The organism is Rubrilithobacter danxiaensis, assembly GCF_047272945.1.
Taxonomy (GTDB): Bacteria; Bacteroidota; Bacteroidia; order Sphingobacteriales; family Sphingobacteriaceae; genus Rubrolithibacter; species Rubrolithibacter danxiaensis.
This window is the reverse complement of sequence record NZ_JBKOPS010000001.1, coordinates 339,346-358,915: the sequence shown is the minus strand read 5'-3', so window position 1 is coordinate 358,915 and position 19,570 is coordinate 339,346. Positions and strand designations below refer to the sequence as shown.

Here is a 19,570-nt window from a genome sequence, read left to right as displayed (position 1 = left end):
TTACAAAACAATAATCTCCTGATAAAAGTCCGATGAAGATTTACAGAACCCGCTTAAATAGCATTGTTGAAAATGAAAATTCCTGCTATTTGATTGAAAATACCGATTGGGATGAGTTGATAAATCAGGATGATTTGTATGTAAAAATTCAAAATATCATAGAAAATCTTCAGCCGCTTGAAACGAAGGAGATCCTGAATAGCGAAAAACTATTACCTCCTGTAAACAAGCAGGAAATATGGGCTGCCGGCGTAACTTATTTAAGAAGCAAAGCGGCCAGGATGGAAGAATCCCGGGAATCGGGAGGAGCCACTTTTTACGATAAGGTATATGAGGCAGAACGCCCTGAATTATTCTTTAAAGCTACTGCTCATCGCACTGTTGGCCATAAAGGTTTTGTAAATATTCGCAAAGATTCTACCTGGGATGTACCCGAGCCTGAACTTACACTGTTCATTACCAGTTCAGGAAAAATTGCGGGATATACGATTGGGAATGACATGAGTTCGAGAAGTATTGAAGGAGAAAATCCTTTGTATTTACCTCAGGCAAAAGTTTTTGACGGATGTGCAGGATTAGGCCCCTGTATTTATATTCCTGAGGATCCTATTTCCTCCGAAACTGAAATCAGGATGGTAATTTTAAGAGAGAATAAAAGCGCATTTGAAGGCAGTATACAAATTAACCAGATGAAAAGAAGCCATACAGAACTGGTAGATTTTCTTTTTCGGGAGTGCAGCTTTCCCGACGGTGTGTTTTTAATGACCGGTACCTGTATCGTACCCGGGAATGACTTTACGTTGAGATCAAAGGATGAAATTCAGATAAGTATTGAAGGCATTGGAACGTTGATAAATTATGTCTCTTAATTCTTCGACTCCGCTCAGAGTGACAAAAAGGCGTCATTCTGAGCGGAGTTCGATGGCTATTGGATGAAGGATAGAGGTAGAATAAGTTATATAAAGTACAAAATCTATGAGTGCTATAACAGGGAAAAATTGCATCGGATTTAATTTCTCAGCAGCAGGAAAAGAGTCATTTAAAGCCTTTAGTCCGGCAGCAGCAAGTTATTCAGAAGAAGACTTTTTCTATGCTACAGAAGCTGAAATTGCTGAAATCCTGAACCTTTCTGAACGTGCTTTTAAAATATACAGAGCAAAAAGCGGAGCAGAAAAAGCCTCCTTTTTGGATGCCATTGCAGATGAAATCGGAGCCTTGGGCGATGAATTGATTGAGCGCTGCGTTTCAGAAAGTGCCTTGCCGGCAGAACGAATTACCGGAGAAAGGGGAAGGACTGTCAGTCAGCTTAAACTTTTTGCACAAACCCTTCAAGAAGGATCATGGGTAAGTGCCAGAATTGATACTGCAATACCTGATCGCGTGCCTCCTAAACCAGATTTAAGAAGAATGTCTGTACCGATAGGCCCTGTATTGGTTTTTGGCGCCAGCAATTTCCCTCTTGCATTTTCAACAGCCGGGGGCGATACTGCTTCGGCATTAGCTGCAGGCTGTCCGGTAATTATAAAAGCACATCCATCCCATCCCGGAACAAATGATCTGGTTTCACAGGCGATTATAAAGGCAGCAAAAAGGACAGGAATGCCCGAAGGTGTTTTTGGTATGTTTTACGCTGATAACAATAACACTATCAATGTGGTAAAAAATCCTGTGATAAAAGCAATAGGATTTACCGGTTCACGAAGCGGAGGTATGGCAATTTTTAAAGCAGCGATGGAAAGAAAAGATCCTATTCCGGTGTACGCTGAAATGAGTTCCATCAATCCGGTAGTGATTTTACCGGGATGTATAAAGGAAAAATCTGAAGCTACTGCTTCAGGACTCGCGGCCTCGATTACGTTGGGAGTAGGACAGTTTTGCACGAATCCGGGAATTGTGTTTCTGATAAAGGATGAATTAACAAACTCATTTATTCAAACTTTAGCCGGGGAAATAAAAGCGGCTCCGGCAGGGACAATGCTTAATCAATCTATTTGTAGTTCTTATTGCTCCGGAACAGCGTCATTTAAAAAAATAAAAGGTGTAAATTTTATAGCTGAAAGCGAAGCGGAAGCAAACCCTGAACGAACACAGGTGAGTGCCGCCTTATTTACAACAGATGCCGCTCTTTTTATCAAAAATAAAGCGTTAATGGAAGAAGTTTTCGGACCCAGCTCCCTGCTTGTTCTCTGCGAAAATTACAGGCAGCTGGAAGAAGCCATACAAAGTTTAGACGGCCAGCTAACAGCTACTATTCATGCAGGAAACGAAGATTTGCCCAATGTGGGCCCGCTTACTGACTTATTAACAGACAAAGCCGGACGGGTTTTGTTCGGAGGTTTCCCGACTGGAGTTGAAGTTTGCCCGTCGCAGCAACACGGAGGCCCTTTTCCAGCCACGACAGATGCCCGCACTACTTCTGTTGGAACAGCAGCTATTGAGCGCTTTGTTCGCCCCGTTGCTCTTCAGAATTTTCCCGATCAGTTGTTACCCGCAGAACTTAAAGACAATAATCCCTTACATATCTTTCGGTTAGTAAACAGCGAATGGACAAAAAATCCTGTTAGCTCATAAATCTAAGGAGGACTACATAAGTACATATTTAACTAAACCAATTATAAACCAAACTTTATGTCCAATAAAAAAACCTTATTTGCAGTAGGCCTCATCACTTCCCTGTTTTTTTTATGGGGCTTTGCATTAAACCTGAATCCAATTTTAATTCCTCACTTAAAAAAAGCATGCCAGCTGAGTGATTTTCAATCAGCCCTTATCGATTCCGCTTCTTACATTGCATATTTTGTAATGGCATTTCCGGCTGCGTTATTTATGAAACGCCACGGATATAAAGGAGGTATAATTGTTGGATTGCTTCTTTTTGCCTTTGGTGCCTATTTATTTTATCCTGCGGCTGAAACTCGTAGTTATGCTTTCTTTTTAGGAGCTTTATTCATTATCGCTTCGGGGCTTGCTTTTTTAGAAACCGCGGCTAATCCCTACATTACTATTTTAGGAGATCCTGAAGGCGCTACCCAACGCATAAACTTTGCTCAATCCTTTAATGGGCTTGCTGCCACTTTAGCGCCCTTAATTGGCGGCACTTTTATTTTATCAGGAAAAACTTTAACAGAGCAACAGGAATCGGCCATGTCACCTGCTGATCTAAATAATTACCTGCAGCACGAAGCTTCTTCTGTACAGGTACCTTTTCTTGTTATAGGTTCGGTTGTATTACTGGTTGCGATCCTTTTATGGAGAACAACATTGCCGGATGTAATTGAAGAAGACGGGGTTGACAAGGTTGAAGGATCTATTTTGAAAGAAAAGAACCTGATGCTCGGAGTAACAGCACAGTTTTTTTATGTAGGAGCCCAGGTATGCGTCAGCAGTTTCTTTATCCGTTTTTCAAAACACGTTGCCGGAATAGAAGAAAAGTCGGCTGCCATGTTTCTTTCTGCAGCTTTATTGGGCTTTATGCTGGGCCGTTTTATCGGGACTTTCCTGATGAGATATATTGCACCGGCAAAATTACTCGCACTTTATAGTGTGCTCAATTTTATTCTGCTGATTATGGCAGTGATGCTGGATGGAATTTTCTCAGTCTACGCTTTGGTTGGTGTGGAGTTTTTCATGTCCATCATGTTTCCTACCATATTCTCCTTAAGCATTAGGGGCCTGGGGGCACGTACAAAAATTGGTTCGTCACTGGTAATTATGTCAATTGTGGGCGGAGCTGTTTTCCCTTTAATAATGGGATTGATTTCTGACAGCAGCAATATCCAGACAGCCTACATCGTGCCGGCGATGTGCTTTGTAGTAATACTTTATTTTGCTGTTAAAAACTTGCAGGTAAAACAGTTAAAAATGGCGGTATCTCATTAATCAGAAGGAAAAAAATATGAAAAGATATTGTTTAGCACTTGATCTGAAAGATGATCCGGAACTGATTGAAGAATACGAAAATTATCATAAAGAAATCTGGAAGGAGATAAAGGATAGTATTTTAAACAGCGGAATTGCCAATATGGAAATCTACCGTTTCGGTAACCGGCTCTTTATGATCATGGATACAAATGATAGTTTTTCATTTAGCAAAAAAGGGGAGATGGATGCGTCAAATCCAAAAGTGCAGGAGTGGGAAGAACTGATGTGGAAGTTTCAGCAGCCTTTACCGGGAACAAAACCCGGTGAGAAATGGGTGTTGATGGAGAAAATTTTTCAATTATAGTGATGGTACGAATTGACGCACATCAGCATTTCTGGAAGTTCGATCCGGTTAGAGACAGTTGGATAACAGAAGAAATGCGGGCTATCCAAAAAGATTTTACTCCTGCAGACCTTCAGCCGCTTTTAAAGCAGCATGGCTTTGAAGGTTGTATAGCTGTTCAAAGCGACCAGTCGGAAGAGGAAAATGCTTTTCATCTTACCCATGCGGAAGAAAATGCGTTCATTAAAGGGATTGTCGGATGGGTTGATCTTCAGCAAGAAAATGTTGAAGAAAGACTGGATTATTACAGTCGGTTTCAAAAAATGAAGGGCTTCAGGCATGTACTGCAGGGTGAAGCTGACCGGGCTTTGATGTTAAAGCCGGAGTTTAAAAGAGGTATCAGCAAGTTGAATAAGTACAATTATACCTATGACATCCTGATTTTTCCGGATCAGCTGCAATATCTTCCTGAATTTGTTTCAAGCTTTCCCGATCAGCCCTTTGTTATCGATCATCTGGCAAAGCCGGATATTAAAAACAGTAAAATAAACGAATGGAGAAAAGAAATAGAGGCTGTTGCCGCATTTGAAAATGTATCCTGCAAAATTTCGGGAATGGTAACTGAAGCTGACTGGAAGAACTGGAAGAAGGAAGATTTCTACCCATATATAGACACTGTTTTTGAGGTATTTGGAGCAAAAAGGCTTCTGTTCGGCTCGGACTGGCCGGTATGTTTGGTAGCGGCAAGTTATTCGGAAGTAATAGAAATTGTCAGCAATTACACCAGGCAACTTTCAGTAAACGAACAGGAAGCTTTCTGGGGAGGAAATGCGATGAACTTTTATCGGCTATAAAATTAAAATACTTTGTCATTCCGAATGCGTTGAAGGAGAGCATCCGGTAAAAGAAAAAAACATAAAAAGATGTAGTAATGGATTTACACTTAAAAGATAAAATTATTATCGTAACAGGGGGAGCCAAAGGTATTGGTGCCGGTATTGTTAAAACACTTGCTTCCGAGGGTGCAATCCCGGTAATTGTTGGCCGGAACAGAGAGGATAATGAAAACACACTTTCAGAAATAACAGCGTCCGGAGGCCGGGGATTCCAGGTACAGGCAGAGCTTACAATTCCTGAAGAATCGGAAAAAGCGGTAAAAGCAATTCTCAAAAAATACGGCCGTATAGACGGATTAGTGAATAATGCCGGAGTAAATGATGGCGTAGGCCTTGAACACGGAAGCTATGAAGGTTTTATGTCTTCGCTCCATAAGAATGTAGTGCATTATTATTTAATGGCTCATTATGCCTTGCCTGCTTTAAAAGAATCTAAAGGAGCGATAGTAAATATAAATTCAAAAACGGCCGATACCGGGCAGGGCGGAACTTCAGCTTATGCGGCGGCAAACGGTGGCCGAAATGCCCTTACACGCGAATGGGCAGTAGAACTGTTAAAATATGGTATTCGTGTAAACGCAATTGTAGTTGCAGAATGCTGGACTCCTTTATATGAAAAATGGATATCTTCACTCGCTAACCCCGAGGAAAAGCTAAAAGAAATTACTGCTAAGATTCCGCTCGAAAACCGGATGACAACAGCGGAGGAAATAGCAAATATGGCGGTATTCTTATTGTCAAATGTCTCCAGCCATACCACCGGACAGTTAATTTATGTTGATGGTGGCTATGTCCACCTGGATCGTGCTTTAGCCAATGCACGTTAAATTTATTAAGAAATGAAAACAAGAATTGTAAAAATACATCCTGCAGATAATGCCGTGGTTGCTCTTACGGATATTGCCGCAGGCGAAAACCTGACCCTCGGTAACGAAACTTATCTTATCAAAGATCCTATACCTGCCAAGCATAAATTCGCATCTTCAGATCTGTTAAAAGGCGATGATGTAATTATGTACGGAGTTTTGGTTGGGAAAACACAAACGGATATCCCGGCAGGAGGATTGTTAAGCATCAATAATGTTAAGCATGCTGCTAACAATTTTTCTACGGGCAGCAGAAATACAGATTGGATAAAGCCGGATGTTTCAAAATGGGAGAACAAAACTTTTAATGGCTACCTCCGCTCGGATGGAAGTGCAGGAACAGCCAATTACTGGATCGTTATTCCCATGGTTTTTTGTGAGAACAGGAATCTGGATGTTTTGGAGGAAACACTGACCGACCAGCTGGGGTATGGCCGGAATAAGATCTACCACAATCAGGGCCGCCAATTAATTGAACTATACAAGTCGGGTTTTGATGTAGAGCAGATTCTGGCTGCTGATCTGCAAACGGAGGTGAATAACACATCAAACCGAAATAACCGCTTATTTCCGAATATTGACGGAATAAAGTTTTTAACACATGCAGGCGGTTGCGGAGGAACACGCCAGGATGCGCAGGCTTTATGCGGTTTATTAGCTGGCTATATCACACATCCGAATGTTGCGGGTGCAACGGTGCTTAGCCTGGGCTGCCAGCATGCACAGGTAAGTATGCTGAAAGAGGAGATCAGCAAACGGTCTCCGAATTTTGATAAGCCGCTTTATATTTTAGATCAGCAAACGGTTGGGAAAGAATCTGTCATGCTTACAGAAGCTTTAAAACAAACTTTTGCCGGACTGATACAAGCAAACAAAGGCCAGCGTACTCCTCAGCCATTAAGTAAATTGTGTATTGGCTTAGAATGCGGCGGGTCTGACGGCTTTTCAGGTATATCTGCAAATCCTGCTATTGGGTACACATCCGATCTGCTGGTTGCACTGGGAGGGTCTGTTATATTATCAGAATTTCCAGAGTTATGCGGCGTAGAACAGAACCTGATCGACCGTTGTGTTGATACTGAAAAAGCGGAGCGTTTTTCTGAACTTGTTAAAGCCTACAGCGACAGGGCAGAGGCCGTAGGTTCAGGCTTTTATATGAATCCATCACCGGGGAATATTAAAGACGGACTGATAACAGACGCTATAAAATCTGCAGGTGCTGCTAAAAAAGGCGGAACTTCACCTGTTACTGATGTGTTGGATTATCCTGAGAAAGTAACAAAGGCAGGCCTTAATTTACTTTGTACTCCGGGCAATGATGTAGAGTCAACAACGGCAGAGGTAGCAGCCGGGGCGAATGTTGTTCTGTTTACAACCGGTTTAGGAACGCCGACCGGAAATCCGGTAGCTCCGGTTATAAAACTGGCAACCAACACTGCCCTTTTTAATAAGATGCATGATATAATTGATTTAAATACCGGAACTATTATAGAAGGCGAAGAAACAATTCAACAAGCCGGAGAAAGGATATTGGATTATGTAATTGCGGTAGCCAGCGGAGAAACAGAAGTTGCTGCAGTAAGGCACGGGCAAAATGATTTTATTCCGTGGAAGCGCGGTGTTTCACTATAGAATAAACAGAGATCCGGCAGTTGAACTTTGCTGACTCAAAACACTTAAACGAAGTCCGATATAACTATCGGACTTCGTTCTGTAATACGTTTTTGTTGTTATTTAGTGAACCAATGCCGGTAAACTGTTAGATCGAATAGTTTTCAACCACCGAATACAATGCTAACTTTTCTTTCAGGTCATCCGGGTTAAAGGGTTTTGAAAGATAATCGTTCATTCCGCAGGCTTTTACTTTTTCTTTTATATCTTCAGAAACAGATGCAGTAAGCGCAATAATCGGAATTTCTGACTTTTGCTTATCCTGTAATTGCCTGATCTCAACCGCTGCTTCGAAGCCGTCCATTTCAGGCATGTGCAAATCCATTAAAATCATGTCAAAATCTTCCGACAGAAGTACATCAATTGCTTCACGTCCGTTACCGGCAAATAACGGAGAAATGTTCCATGTGGAAAAAAGCTTTTTAATTACCAAAACATTAATCGGGTTATCCTCGGCAACCAGTACTTTTAAGAAGTTTAATGGTTTTGAAAGTTCTGTAACAGCCTCCCTGTCTTTTTCAGAATCCACTTCGGGCTTATATCCAAAAGAAACAGTAAAGTAAAAGGTCGTGCCTTGCCCTGAAACGCTTCTCAGGTTAATTTTCGAGTCCATCTTTTCCAAAATACCCTTAACAATAGACAACCCTAATCCCGTTCCTCCAAATTTTCTGTTTATACTTTTAGATGCCTGCGTAAAAGGGTCGAAGATTGTTTCCAGCGCCGTTGTTTCAATTCCAATTCCCGTATCTTCTATAAAAAAATCAACGGTTAGTTCAGACTGATCTCGTTTCACAACCGCGGCCTTTACAGTAACTGATCCGGTTTCTGTGAATTTGATTGCGTTGTTAATTAAATTAACTAACACCTGTGTTAGCCGGGTGGGATCGCCAAAAACAGTGGTGTTTTTTAATTCCGGATCAATTACGAGGCTCAGATTAAGATCTTTTTCATCTGCCCTTATCCTGAGGCCGCCACAGATATTGTTTAGCAGCTGCGAAAGATTAAACGGAATTGCTTCCAATTCAATCTTTCCTGATTCCAATTTATTAAAGTCGAGGATATCATTAATTAAGGCAAGTAAATTTTCAGCGGAGAATTTCAGAATGCCCAGGTTTTCTTTCTGATCCTCTCGGGGTTGGTGCAATAATAAAACGTTCGATAAGCCAATAACGCCGTTTAAAGGTGTACGGAGTTCGTGAGACATTGCAGACAGAAAATCAATTTTTGCATTGGATGATTTTTCCAGATCAGTCATCGTATGCTGTAAACGGCTATTCAGTTCTTTAAGCTCTTCGCCTGCACGGGTTAATTTTGAGATATTCTTAATAAAAGCCTTAAAAAAATGATAATGCAGGAAAATTATTAACGAAAAGTTATAACAAAGTACCAGTATATAAGCCGGTTTATTAATTACCTGAGGTTGAATATTGAAAGAGAAATAATCTTTTCCTCCAAGCAGTGTATAAATGAATATAGGCAGAATATTGGCGAGGGCATAAAAAACTCCCCACCGTAAACCATGTACATAAAACGTATAAACAATAATTATAAAGACGAATTGTAAAGTGGGAATATTTGTTCCCTGTACATAAATAAAAATATTAGACCAGATAAGCACTGTTAACAGCGCCATTAGTGTGTGAGAAACCTGCCGCCAGATTGGCCACTTTAAAACCGAAATAAAGAGAATACCGCCTACGGTAAAAACAATTAACGACCGTATAAATTGAAGATAAGGCCCCGAAATAAGGTAAATTATAACAGAAAGTCCGGCAAAGAACAGGTTTACGGATAAGCCGAAAACCAGCATTTTAATGCGTGCCTGATTTATCGGATCTGCATCCTGTTTGGTAACTCTGTCAGTAACAAATTGAAAATACTGTTTTGGCAGCGAGAAAAGAAACACAGTGTCAAATATTAGCTATCAATAGAATCGTTTTAATAATTGGAAGATGTAAGGTTATATTAAAAATATAAGTTCTTCATATTGCTTCATTCAAACTTTTACGAATTGTTTGACAAGAAGGTTCAGAATGAATGGAAATAATGGAACAATTGAAAGATACAAAAGAAACTGATGTTGCAGTATAATTATTTTAGTTTTTGGATGCTGTGCTAAAACCTTTTTTGAGCTTGCATTATTTATTTTTTAGATGTCGCTGTTCCGATCATATTCGTCCATAGCCGAGGTAAGTGGTCGGATTTTAAAGCCGGTAGCAGAAGGAATGCCAAATTATTCTGAGGTTGTGAAAAAGCTGTTGGGCGAGCATGGGATTAGCGATATAAGAACCCAGGACTGGTACCTGCTTCAAAAATTTCTGGATACGCTGCAGGAGGTGTTAAAAAAGTATGGGCCTTTTACTCTTTTTACCCTGGGTAAGCTTGTAACCGAATCATTTCCCTACCAGTTTGATAACCTGCAGACGGCACTGATGGCGGTAAATCAAATATACCAGGCAAATCATCGAAACGGTGATGCGGGCTATTGCGAAGTGCTCTTTTATGACGACAAAAAGAAGCGGGCACAAATGAAATGTAAAATGCCTTATCCGGCAGAATTTCAAAGGGGTGTTTTAATAAGCCTTCTCAGAAAATACAAAGAAGCTCCGGGTTTTCCGATGGCAGTTACAATAGAACCCAATGAGAAGGGTATCCGTGAAGAAGACGATCATCTATTTGAGGTTTCCTGGTAAGATGCAAGTATCTGCAAATTCTCGGCGGTGCAATACAGATTGATTCTTACTCTTCGGGAATCGTGAACCAGAAGGTGCTTCCTTTGCCGGGTTCGCTGCCAACACCTATTTTACCGCCGTGTCTGTTAATTATTTGTGCAGAGATATAGAGTCCAAGTCCGAGACCGGCAAACTGCACACCTTTATTATCTGCCTGGTAATATCTTTCGAAAATGTGAGGAATCTTGTCGGTTGGTATGCCCGGTCCTCTATCTATAACTGAGATTTTTACAAATCCAGGTAGTTTTTCGGCCTTTACTACAATCGTTTTTGAATTGGGTGCATATTTAACAGCATTGTTAAGCATATTAATCAGTACCTGTTCGATACGCAGCATATCCGCATAAATCTGCAAATCGAGGTCTCCCTCATAAATGATATCAAAACCTGTGGATTTAATATGATTGCAACAACCGTTAGTAAGTTTGGCAACATTTAACTTTGTTTTATGAATACTTAGCTGCCCTTCATTGATACGGGTAACATTTAGCAGGTCTTCTATCAGATTACCTAATTTAGCCAAACTGCTGTTACTTTGATTAAGCAGCGCGGCAGCCGCAGGTGTTAGTTCGTTTTTTAAATTTCTGGTTAGCAATTGTAAAGAAGCTTTAAGGCTGGTCATTGGTGTTTTTAACTCATGACTGGCAATGCCTATAAAATCATCTTTTTGCTGCCGGATGTTTTTTTCACTTGTAATATCTGTCATTGTACCCAGCATTCGGGACGGCTTTGAACTAACATAGTGTACTTTGCCTTCTGCCCGGACCCACTTTATGCTATTATTGTCTGTTAACAACCTGACCTCATAAAACAGCTTTCCGGTTTTTAACGCTTCTGCGTGTGCTTTTTCTCTTACAGATTTATCCTCGGGATGGACTTTTGCTACATAATCGCGGTGATCAGCTGGCTCTTCTATGCCAAAAATAGTATCCAGCCGTGCAGAAGTGATCATCTCGTGGCTTTCAAGGTTTAAATCAAAAGTTCCTACATCAGCAGCTTCAATCGCGAGGCGGGCCCGTTCTTCTGCTTCTTCTACTTTATGACGGGCTTCTACCTGGTCTGTAACTTCAACAGCTACAGCCATAACGCCTGTTATTTTTTCATCTGTTTCATATAAAGCTTCATAAACAAAATTGATATAGGTAGTTTCAATTTTACCGTTTCGCAGCAAATTTACAGGGCGCTCGTCTGCAATAAAACGATTTCCTGTGGTATAAACATGCTGTAGAATTTCTTCCAGTCCTTGTTCCCTGGCCTCCGGTAAACCTTCAAATATAGGTTTGTGCGTTACCTCTTCGGGTTTTTTACCCCACAATTCAAAGATACGTTCGTTCGCAATTTCAACCTGCAGACGCGGGCCTTTTAAAACACACATGGCAACCGGTGCATGAAGTACTAAATTTCTGAAATTCTGTTCAGACTCCTGAAGCTTCTTTTTAGACAGTATACGTTCTGTAACATCTAAAGCTGTAACCAGAATACCATAAATATTGCCTGATGAATCTTTTAAAGCATTATAAGTATAATCCATAAAGATTTCTTTCAGTGCACCTTCAACCTGTATATAAACGGCTGCATCGTACTCGTAATGAGGGTTGCCGGTTTCGTACACTTCTTTTAGTAAGCCCGGAAACTTTTGTTCTTTCAGTTCAGGCATAAAATCCAGAAGGCGGCTACCGGTTATGCTCTTTTCCCTGCCCCAAAGTTTAAGCATCGCCTCGTTTACAGAAACCAGCTTCATTTCAATGCCTTCGAAAAGGGCAGTAGCTATCGGCAGGTTTTCAATAATATTATGTGGTTGCAGAAACGGATTATTTACGGGCATTTTTTATTTATTGGGCATCTAATATACTAAGACAATTGGGATTTGATGTTGCTCATGAAAAGGGTATCAATATTTTTATGGTATCCTTAATCTGACATCGCCAAGAGTGTGCCTGTTAGTATTTTTAATGCTTTTCTGTTTTCGCGACAGCTGGTTTTATCACAACTGTACTTTGTTTTTTATGCGTTACCGAAGCATGTGCCGTTTGTTTATTGCACTGACCTAAAGCCACATATATAAGAATAAAAATGAGGATGGTTGAAAAACAGCCGCCACCAAGTTTTTTAGCACCGTATCCGGCTATCAGTGCCCTGAAAAATTTATTCATATCAAATTTTATTGGTTATAAGGTGGTTATAAAACTGGTAAACACACAAAAAGTTTTTCTAGAGCAGGGGGGTAATGCGCTACATGATGAGCGGTGTAACACCTTTGTTAACAGAAATTATCTTTCACAACTTTATGGCCCCATGTGCGTATAAAAGCAAAATTTTCGAGTATTAATGGGGGCAGAAACGGTAGTAAACTGGAGCGGGGATGAAATTGCAGGCACACAACTGCGGGTAATCCGGTCTGAAGAGGCAGCAAAAGCAGATGAGTCATCTTTCTTACGTAAAGCACATAACTTCACTATTCTTTTAGTTGACGATATAGAGGAAAATCTGATTTGCCTGGAGCAGCTTCTGCAAACGGAGAACCGAACTTTTATTAAAGCATCTAATGGACAGGAAGCACTCAAAATAGCATCCGAACAGGAAATCGGCTTAATAATGCTCGATATACAAATGCCGGAGATGGATGGTTTTGAAGTTGCAAGGTTGTTGCGCCTAAATCCAAAAACCAAAGACATTGCTATAATTTTTGTTACTGCCATTAATAAAGATGATCGCTTTATTTTGCAGGGTTTTAAGGAAGGAGCTGTGGATTATTTATTTAAACCGCTTCATGTTGCCATTACCCGGGCTAAAGTAGATGTTTTTGAAAAGCTTTATTTATCTCAAAAAGAGCTTAAAGACCGAATAGCAGAAAAGGAATTTGTTAACAAACACCTGGAGCGCTTCATGTATGTAGTTGCTCACGATCTTAAATCGCCCCTGACATCAATACGTTCTCTGGTCTCTTTATTAAAATCGGATGAAAGAATAAACAGTATAAAAGAAGTGGAACAATACCTCGAATTATTGTCGGAAACTTCTGCTCATTCTTCAGAAATGATTGCCTCCTTATTGGATCAGTCCGTTCAGAACCAGGCTCAGGCCGAAGAAGAAACGGACGTCGAGTTATTAGTGAATGAAGTTGCCCGACTTGTATTTAAGCCGAAACCTGTAGAAATAGTAATTGATTCTAAGTTGCCGGTGTTAAAAACTAATCGCCTTAAGCTTCAGCAGGTGTTTCAGAATCTGATAAATAATGCCGTTAAATTTAATGATAAGCCTGAAATAAAAATCAATGTCGGTGTAAAAGATAAAGGGAAGTTCTGGGAGTTTTATGTTAAAGATAACGGACCCGGAGTAGCAGAAGAAGACAGGAAAATCATTTTTAACCTGTTTGAAACAGCAAAGGGCGGATCGAAGAATGAAAACAGTACCGGAATTGGATTGAACATTGTTAAAATGTACATTGAGGAACAAGGTGGAACTATTTCCGTAAATTCGGTATTGGGTAAAGGCAGTAATTTCTTCTTTGATTGGAAAAAATAACCGACCTAATGAAACTTCTCATTATTGAAAACGATTTACTTGTATTAAAAACCATCGAAATAAAATTCAGGACAGAAGGTTTCACAGTTGTTTGCTGCCGCGATTTTTCTGAGGGCGTATCACTGATAAAATCTGAACTGCCTGATATTGTTTTAAGCGGTATTGATAACGATCCCCGTTCTGCTCTGGAGATCATCCGTTTCAGCAAATCTGTAACAAGCAAACAGATTACTGCTTTTTTACTTGCAAAACCCGGCCAGGAAGAAGCTGTTGAAACAGCTTTTACTATTGGTTTGGATGATTTTGTGAAAAAACCTTTCAGTATTGCCGAGTTAATGATCAGGATAAGAAGGTTTACCTCATTTTGATTCGCTTAACCGCACTAAAAATTGGTCTTCACCATCATTAAAAAGCATTTCAGTATTCCAGCCTTCTTCTTTTGCTGTGACAGTTAACATTTCAGAGTCAATATAAATCCAGTTAAACCAGTTCCCCTGCTGTTTTTTGTATTCGTATTGATACGCTATTTCTCCATAATAGGTATGTTGAGGGAAATCAGTACCCTCATATAAATAACTGATATCAGAAGTATCAAACAGAAGTTGTCCTCCGGGCTTTAAAAGATTTTTCGCATGTAGTAAAAAGCTTCTGAAACCGGAAATTGTACCACATAAGCCAATGCCATTCATCAGCAGGAGCAGAGTGTCATATTTTTCAGAATTATAATTGTAGATATCGTTGTTTATTACATTTTTCAACCCCCTTTTTTGCATGATCGTGCAGGCACCTTCCGATTGATCCAGAGCAGTTACATCAAAATGCAGGTTCTGTAGAATAAGGGCATGGCTTCCGGCTCCGGCACCAATATCCAGGGTTTTTCCTTTACACAGTTCAAGTGCGAGCAGTTCCAGCGGCGGCATTTCATCCTTATTCCTGAAAAATACTTCCAGAGGCATTTCTTCTTTTTCGCCATAGCTGGTATTAAGCCACAATTTGTTTCGGGTATTTCCTGAATAAAAATCAAGTAAAGCCTGACTGAAGATATCCATTTTATAATGTTACTAAAAAAATAAAGCACCTGATGGGCAGGTGCTCAAACTAACCAATTATAACCTAAATTAAGGAAGGAGCTGTAGGGGAAGGAGTCGAACCTTCAAGGAGTGGTTAGCCTACGCCGTTGCCAGTATAGATTTCCCAGAATCTCCGCCACCGAGACAAGGAGGTGTGTCTGCCAGTTTCACCACCCTACAGTGTGTACTCATCGTTCTGATGAAGTGATACAAATATAAAGGTATTTTTATTTTTATTGAAATAGAAATAAGAAAATTTCTTTTCTAATGTTTTTTTGGCAAAAAAAGGGTGAATGTAATGAAAATTTGACAATTGGTGTTAATGCTTATCGTGTGTATCTAATTAATAAACAGACAGAAAGAGCCCGCTACAGTAAAGACTAACTTCTCACTTTTAATTTTTTTAAATTTATTTTCTTTTTGATTTTTCCCAAACAGCGCTTTGCTGACCCTTTAGGTACCGTATAATTCCGGCCAGAACAGCATAATTCATTACACAGAAATAATAAGGAATGAATAAGATTTTAATTCGTAATTGTTTTTTTTCAAATCTGTATCCTAAAAAAGCAAGCAGGTAAAACATAAGCTGGCAAGCCAGCAGAAGTATGTAAATAAATTCCGCGGTATTTAAAACGATTAAGAAATTCAGTAAAAAAGCAAGGATTAACAGGAAAGGAGTAATTGTCCAGCGCAATACCCGGTGACTTATATATTGAAAGCTTAAAATTCCGTATTTGAAAATATTTAACAGGCTGCTCAGGCGTATAATAGACTGAATGCCTCCTGCCGCAATTCTTACCTTTCTTTTTAATTCTTCCGAAACGTTTTCGGAAGCAGTTTCTGTAGCGTAAGCATCAGGCTCGTAAATAATCCGGTATCCTTTTTCGGCAATAAGCATAGAAATCATGAAGTCATCCAATATGGTATCCTTGCTTACAGGTTCGTACAAATTTCGGCGTACACTAAATAACTCCCCTGCTGCTCCAACAACAGAATATAGTTCAGAATCCCATTTTTTAAGTGTTGATTCGTATTTCCAGTAAAAACCTTCACCGGCGGCACTTGCATCGGCTTCTTCTCCGGCATGGACACGTTTTTCACCTGCAATGGCCCCTACTTTTGGATCAGCATAATGCCTGCACAGGTTAATAAGTGCATTCTTATTTAAAAAGGTGTTGGCATCGGTAAAAACAATAACGTCGCTTGTTACCTGCTCTACTGCCCGGTGTACGGCAGCTATTTTCCCATTACGTTGTGGCTGATGAAGCAAAGTAATTTGAGGAAATTCAGCAATAATTTCAGAAGTTTTATCGGTAGAGCCATCGGTTACAAATAAAAGATCCAGTTTTCCGGCAGGATATTCAAGCGCCAAGGTATTTGCTATCTTTTCCCTGATGAATCCCTCTTCGTTATAAGCTGCAACTACGAGGGTGCAGGAGGGGAGGTCATTATGATCGGTATCAGGAATCATTCTTTTTCCGCGGAAGATCCGCCGGGCTTTTACAAGGAAGTACAACAGGATTCCGTATCCTAAAAAAGTGTAAAAAACTAAAAAAATAGAGAGCCAAAAAGTAAATTTCATGAGAGCTTATTTAAGGGGAATCCCAGGTTGGTGCTGGTTTTTTTATGAGTAATATTCCAAAATACCGCTTTGAAGAGTTGCGTAATTAAATCCATCCTTCTATCCTTTACATAAGTAAGAATATTGCGTGGCATTACGAGCCCCCCAAAATGCAGGTAAAATATAAGTTTGGAGTATGTGGGTGCATTTCGCCTGATGAATAATATCCGGTTCCGGATCATGAAAAATTCTTTTAAAGCGCTTTTTTTTCCTACAGAAACAGATTCTTTATGATATATCAGCGCTTTTGGCTCGAACCATATTTCAAATCCGGCTTTTTTTATCTGCTCGCACCAGTCCATTTCTTCATAATATAAAAAGAAATTTTCAGCCATCATTCCCGCTTTATCAAGTGCCTCCTTTTTTATCATCATTGCTGCTCCATGTGCAAAACCGGTAGGTCCGGTTAAATGGTCGTACTGGCCTTCATCTTTTTCAAACTCACCTATGCATTTATTGCGTGCGGTATTAAAATTCATAGGTGTAAAGCCGGCATACTGTATTGTATCAGGTTGCTGATAATACCGTATTTTAGGAGAAACAATGCCTGCCTTCGGATTTTGCTCAAGCACAGCAACCAACTGCTCGGTAAGACGCGGAGTAAATTCAGTATCATTATTTACAAGAAAGTAAAAATCACCGGTTGCTGCCTGTATTCCTAAATTATTTCCGCCCGCGAAACCTAAATTACTGTCCGAGCGTAGAAAGATGATGTCGGGATATTTGTTGGTCAATTCCGGAACAGGGTTTTCTCTGCTCCCATTGTCAACAACAATGATTTCGAGGTTAGGGTAGGTGCAGGTGTTTTTAATGGATAATAACAGCGCTTCTGTAACCGCCGGCTGGTTAAAATTTACAGTTATGACTGAAACTTTTTTCATTATGAAGTATCCTGTAAAACTAAAAAATAAAATAATATATACGTTTTTTCTATCTGGAAGATACAATTAATTACAAGGCAAACGGGGTGGATCAATTGAATAAAATTAACCGGCAAATACATGATTTCCAGGAACTGGATAATTCTGCGCACCCTGTAGATAAGAAACTTGATGAACTGATCGCCTTACTCGAATCGAGTGAAATTGACAGTGATTCGGTGAAAAAACTTCAACAGAAGTTTAACAAGGCAATGGAGCGCACAGATATTACCAAACAGGAGTTAAAGCTTTATGAAGAACTCGATACTAAAAGCGCTTCGCGTATTGACCTGATAAATGACCTGGAAACATTATTATACGAACACCCGCTGGATAGCCGTATTACACATAAAGTATTAATCAGGGAAAGGATGGCGCAGATTGTGCGGATTATTATTTCGTTAATCATGATCACACTGGGTTTTGCTATGATCATTATGCCTGCGCCTCCGTATTTCGAAATGTTTACTATTTTCTATTTTAATATCAACGACGGAGTGACATTAATGGATCTGATATCGCTTTTAATAGTGTTTACCGGAATTTACTTGCTGATAACTTCAATAACCCGACGCTCAACCATAGTATAAGATGGCCGAAATAACCTCAAAAAAAATTCTTTTGGTTGATGACGACCGCTTCATGCTTCAGTTAATCTATAAGGCGTTAACAAGGGAGGGTTTTATTTGCTATCAGGCTCATTCTGTAAAGAAAGCGATCGAGTTGCTGGAAAAGATAACACCTGATATTATTTTATCAGATTACCAGATGCCGGATATGAACGGGTTCGAGTTCAGGGAGAAAGTGATGAACGATAACCGCTGGAAAAACGTTCCGTTTGTTTTTCTTACATCTTTTACCAACGAAGAAGTGGTGCTGCAGGGCCTGGACATGCAGGTACTGGACTATATCGTTAAAGATACACCGATTTCTATTGTTATTTCCAAGCTTAATAATATTATTTACAATGTAGGCAAACAACACGAGAAATCAATACAGGAATTACGCAGCGTGGCCGAAGCGCTAAATTTAAGGTCGGTGCCGGTTGAATCACCCCAGGTGGAAGGTTATCTTATTGATTTCTGGCACCGTTCGTATCAGAATTATCCCGGAGGAGATTTTATTGATTTCATAGAGATTGATAACGAATACACTTTCATTGTTCTGGGTGATGTGATGGGTAAAAAATGGGGTGCCTGGTTCTTCTCTTTTAACTTTTTAAGTTATATCCGCTCTGCTGTACGGCTGTGTGTTTTTGAACGTGATTTTTCAACCGCAAGTATCTTACAGAAGATCAATAATGTAATTTATATGGATCCGGTTTTAAGCGATGTGCTTTCAACTTTATCCTTAGTGATGATTGAACATAAAACCGGCAAAGTACTTTACTCCGGTGCAGGTGATTTGCCCTTAATATTTTACCAGGCAGATGTTAATGAATATAAACAGATCAATTCGGGGGGATTGCTATTGGGTGTATTGAAAGAAGGCCAGTACGATGAAAAGGAACTTAACCTTAAATCGGGCGACCAGCTTATATTGATTTCTGACGGAATGATTGACTACCAGGGAGATGATGGAATGAAAACGGATTACCAGTTTTTCTTCGATTCTATTTCTGGATTAATAGGACAGTTAGACACCGTGGAAAAAATAATAAATGAAACTTTTTTAAAAGAAAATAGTAAAGAACAAATTGACGACTGCAGCTTAATTTTTATTCAAAAAAACTGATACTAATGATTTTAGAGTGTAAAGAATTTCCTACTTATTTATTAGCGGAACTTAACCTTAAAGAAGCGAACCTGGTTGAAGCAGAACGCTTTAAAAACGAAATGCTGGGATTGATAAACCAAGGGCACAAACAAATTATTGTAAGTTTTAAAAATGTAGCTTACGTAGACAGTTCCTTTCTCGGAGCGCTGGTTTCCTCTTTAAAGTATGCCATGTCTAATCAGGCTGATATTTCCGTAGTTTATCTTAACAAAGATATTTTCAATCTTTTCAAGCTGATAAGAATGGATAAAGTTTTTAAAGTGCATGATAATTTACCAGAAGCTTAAAC

At 39.7% G+C, this 19,570-nt stretch carries 19 protein-coding genes and 1 tRNA gene; 13 read left to right on the top strand and 7 right to left on the bottom strand.

Annotated features, from left to right (window positions below):
• Positions 1-32 precede the first annotated feature (32 nt).
• The 7 genes from ACLCDL_RS01485 to ACLCDL_RS01455 all read left to right on the top strand — a co-directional run bounded on the left by ACLCDL_RS01485 (position 33) and on the right by ACLCDL_RS01455 (position 7,598).
• Positions 33-869 (top strand): fumarylacetoacetate hydrolase family protein, encoded by an 837-nt coding sequence (locus tag ACLCDL_RS01485; protein ID WP_423146224.1) that lies wholly within the window; start codon positions 33-35, stop codon positions 867-869.
• Between the two features lie 106 nt (positions 870-975).
• Positions 976-2,571 carry an aldehyde dehydrogenase (NADP(+)) gene (locus ACLCDL_RS01480; RefSeq protein WP_423146223.1) on the top strand — a complete coding sequence of 532 codons (1,596 nt, stop codon included), beginning with the start codon at positions 976-978 and terminating at the stop codon, positions 2,569-2,571.
• 57 nt (positions 2,572-2,628) lie between these two features.
• Positions 2,629-3,879 (top strand): L-fucose:H+ symporter permease, encoded by a 1,251-nt coding sequence (fucP, locus tag ACLCDL_RS01475; RefSeq protein WP_423146222.1) that lies wholly within the window; start codon positions 2,629-2,631, stop codon positions 3,877-3,879.
• 16 nt (positions 3,880-3,895) lie between these two features.
• On the top strand, positions 3,896-4,225 hold the full coding sequence (locus ACLCDL_RS01470) for an L-rhamnose mutarotase (RefSeq protein WP_423146221.1): 330 nt from the start codon (positions 3,896-3,898) through the stop codon (positions 4,223-4,225).
• Positions 4,226-4,227: 2 nt separating this feature from the next.
• The gene (locus ACLCDL_RS01465; RefSeq protein WP_423146220.1) at positions 4,228-5,058 is read left to right on the top strand and encodes an amidohydrolase family protein; all 831 of its coding nucleotides are present in this window, start codon (positions 4,228-4,230) and stop codon (positions 5,056-5,058) included.
• A 77-nt stretch (positions 5,059-5,135) separates the two neighbouring features.
• Positions 5,136-5,927: an L-fucose dehydrogenase gene (locus tag ACLCDL_RS01460; RefSeq protein WP_423146219.1), complete on the top strand. Its 792-nt coding sequence runs from the start codon at positions 5,136-5,138 to the stop codon at positions 5,925-5,927.
• A 12-nt stretch (positions 5,928-5,939) separates the two neighbouring features.
• Positions 5,940-7,598, top strand: coding sequence for a UxaA family hydrolase (locus ACLCDL_RS01455; protein WP_423146218.1), 1,659 nt, complete (start codon positions 5,940-5,942; stop codon positions 7,596-7,598).
• A gap of 127 nt (positions 7,599-7,725) precedes the next feature.
• Here ACLCDL_RS01455 and ACLCDL_RS01450 read toward each other — a convergent pair whose 3' ends face one another.
• A complete protein-coding gene (locus ACLCDL_RS01450; RefSeq protein WP_423146217.1) occupies positions 7,726-9,543 on the bottom strand; it encodes an ATP-binding protein in 1,818 nt (605 codons plus the stop codon).
• A gap of 247 nt (positions 9,544-9,790) precedes the next feature.
• On the opposite strand from ACLCDL_RS01450, the gene ACLCDL_RS01445 reads away from it, so the two are divergent.
• The gene (locus tag ACLCDL_RS01445) at positions 9,791-10,330 is read left to right on the top strand and encodes a hypothetical protein (RefSeq protein ID WP_423146216.1); all 540 of its coding nucleotides are present in this window, start codon (positions 9,791-9,793) and stop codon (positions 10,328-10,330) included.
• Between the two features lie 46 nt (positions 10,331-10,376).
• On the opposite strand, the gene ACLCDL_RS01440 is transcribed toward ACLCDL_RS01445, so the two are convergent.
• Together ACLCDL_RS01440 and ACLCDL_RS01435 are read right to left on the bottom strand one after the other, a co-directional pair.
• Complete coding sequence (locus ACLCDL_RS01440) at positions 10,377-12,194, bottom strand: sensor histidine kinase (protein WP_423146215.1); 1,818 nt, start codon at positions 12,192-12,194, stop codon at positions 10,377-10,379.
• Between the two features lie 124 nt (positions 12,195-12,318).
• On the bottom strand, positions 12,319-12,522 hold the full coding sequence (locus ACLCDL_RS01435; protein ID WP_423146214.1) for a hypothetical protein: 204 nt from the start codon (positions 12,520-12,522) through the stop codon (positions 12,319-12,321).
• A 175-nt stretch (positions 12,523-12,697) separates the two neighbouring features.
• On the opposite strand from ACLCDL_RS01435, the gene ACLCDL_RS01430 reads away from it, so the two are divergent.
• A complete protein-coding gene (locus ACLCDL_RS01430) occupies positions 12,698-13,894 on the top strand; it encodes a sensor histidine kinase (protein WP_423146213.1) in 1,197 nt (398 codons plus the stop codon).
• A gap of 8 nt (positions 13,895-13,902) precedes the next feature.
• The gene (locus tag ACLCDL_RS01425) at positions 13,903-14,262 is read left to right on the top strand and encodes a response regulator transcription factor (protein WP_423146212.1); all 360 of its coding nucleotides are present in this window, start codon (positions 13,903-13,905) and stop codon (positions 14,260-14,262) included.
• On the opposite strand, the gene ACLCDL_RS01420 is transcribed toward ACLCDL_RS01425, so the two are convergent.
• The 4 genes from ACLCDL_RS01420 to ACLCDL_RS01405 all read right to left on the bottom strand — a co-directional run bounded on the left by ACLCDL_RS01420 (position 14,254) and on the right by ACLCDL_RS01405 (position 17,466).
• On the bottom strand, positions 14,254-14,943 hold the full coding sequence (locus ACLCDL_RS01420; RefSeq protein ID WP_423146211.1) for a class I SAM-dependent methyltransferase: 690 nt from the start codon (positions 14,941-14,943) through the stop codon (positions 14,254-14,256). The genes ACLCDL_RS01425 and ACLCDL_RS01420 overlap by 9 nt on opposite strands.
• Positions 14,944-15,024: 81 nt before the next feature.
• A tRNA-Asp gene (locus ACLCDL_RS01415) sits at positions 15,025-15,144 on the bottom strand.
• Between the two features lie 229 nt (positions 15,145-15,373).
• The gene (locus ACLCDL_RS01410; RefSeq protein ID WP_423146210.1) at positions 15,374-16,546 is read right to left on the bottom strand and encodes a glycosyltransferase family 2 protein; all 1,173 of its coding nucleotides are present in this window, start codon (positions 16,544-16,546) and stop codon (positions 15,374-15,376) included.
• Positions 16,543-17,466, bottom strand: coding sequence for a glycosyltransferase family 2 protein (locus ACLCDL_RS01405; protein ID WP_423146209.1), 924 nt, complete (start codon positions 17,464-17,466; stop codon positions 16,543-16,545). Before ACLCDL_RS01405 ends, ACLCDL_RS01410 begins: the two co-directional genes overlap by 4 nt.
• Before the next feature lie 86 nt (positions 17,467-17,552).
• On the opposite strand from ACLCDL_RS01405, the gene ACLCDL_RS01400 reads away from it, so the two are divergent.
• Genes ACLCDL_RS01400 through ACLCDL_RS01390 form a run of 3 tightly spaced genes read left to right on the top strand, consistent with a single transcriptional unit; the run spans position 17,553 to position 19,568 of the window.
• Positions 17,553-18,095: a hypothetical protein gene (locus ACLCDL_RS01400; RefSeq protein ID WP_423146208.1), complete on the top strand. Its 543-nt coding sequence runs from the start codon at positions 17,553-17,555 to the stop codon at positions 18,093-18,095.
• 1 nt (position 18,096) lies between these two features.
• A complete protein-coding gene (locus ACLCDL_RS01395) occupies positions 18,097-19,239 on the top strand; it encodes a SpoIIE family protein phosphatase (protein WP_423146207.1) in 1,143 nt (380 codons plus the stop codon).
• A 5-nt stretch (positions 19,240-19,244) separates the two neighbouring features.
• Entirely contained in the window at positions 19,245-19,568 is a 324-nt protein-coding gene (locus tag ACLCDL_RS01390) for an STAS domain-containing protein (RefSeq protein WP_423146205.1), read from the top strand.
• Positions 19,569-19,570 lie beyond the last annotated feature (2 nt).

Excerpts from the sequence above, each read along its gene's own strand:
- ACLCDL_RS01460 (WP_423146219.1), top strand. The coding sequence starts at position 5,136 with ATGGATTTACACTTAAAAGATAAAATTATTATCGTAACAGGGGGAGCC.
- ACLCDL_RS01410 (WP_423146210.1), bottom strand. The coding sequence starts at position 16,546 with ATGAAATTTACTTTTTGGCTCTCTATTTTTTTAGTTTTTTACACTTTT.
- fucP (WP_423146222.1), top strand. The coding sequence starts at position 2,629 with ATGTCCAATAAAAAAACCTTATTTGCAGTAGGCCTCATCACTTCCCTG.
- ACLCDL_RS01395 (WP_423146207.1), top strand. The coding sequence starts at position 18,097 with ATGGCCGAAATAACCTCAAAAAAAATTCTTTTGGTTGATGACGACCGC.
- ACLCDL_RS01420 (WP_423146211.1), bottom strand. The coding sequence starts at position 14,943 with ATGGATATCTTCAGTCAGGCTTTACTTGATTTTTATTCAGGAAATACC.
- ACLCDL_RS01485 (WP_423146224.1), top strand. The coding sequence starts at position 33 with ATGAAGATTTACAGAACCCGCTTAAATAGCATTGTTGAAAATGAAAAT.
- ACLCDL_RS01390 (WP_423146205.1), top strand. The coding sequence starts at position 19,245 with ATGATTTTAGAGTGTAAAGAATTTCCTACTTATTTATTAGCGGAACTT.
- ACLCDL_RS01445 (WP_423146216.1), top strand. The coding sequence starts at position 9,791 with ATGTCGCTGTTCCGATCATATTCGTCCATAGCCGAGGTAAGTGGTCGG.
- ACLCDL_RS01440 (WP_423146215.1), bottom strand. The coding sequence starts at position 12,194 with ATGCCCGTAAATAATCCGTTTCTGCAACCACATAATATTATTGAAAAC.
- ACLCDL_RS01425 (WP_423146212.1), top strand. The coding sequence starts at position 13,903 with ATGAAACTTCTCATTATTGAAAACGATTTACTTGTATTAAAAACCATC.
- ACLCDL_RS01430 (WP_423146213.1), top strand. The coding sequence starts at position 12,698 with ATGGGGGCAGAAACGGTAGTAAACTGGAGCGGGGATGAAATTGCAGGC.
- ACLCDL_RS01435 (WP_423146214.1), bottom strand. The coding sequence starts at position 12,522 with ATGAATAAATTTTTCAGGGCACTGATAGCCGGATACGGTGCTAAAAAA.
- ACLCDL_RS01455 (WP_423146218.1), top strand. The coding sequence starts at position 5,940 with ATGAAAACAAGAATTGTAAAAATACATCCTGCAGATAATGCCGTGGTT.
- ACLCDL_RS01480 (WP_423146223.1), top strand. The coding sequence starts at position 976 with ATGAGTGCTATAACAGGGAAAAATTGCATCGGATTTAATTTCTCAGCA.
- ACLCDL_RS01405 (WP_423146209.1), bottom strand. The coding sequence starts at position 17,466 with ATGAAAAAAGTTTCAGTCATAACTGTAAATTTTAACCAGCCGGCGGTT.
- ACLCDL_RS01470 (WP_423146221.1), top strand. The coding sequence starts at position 3,896 with ATGAAAAGATATTGTTTAGCACTTGATCTGAAAGATGATCCGGAACTG.
- ACLCDL_RS01465 (WP_423146220.1), top strand. The coding sequence starts at position 4,228 with ATGGTACGAATTGACGCACATCAGCATTTCTGGAAGTTCGATCCGGTT.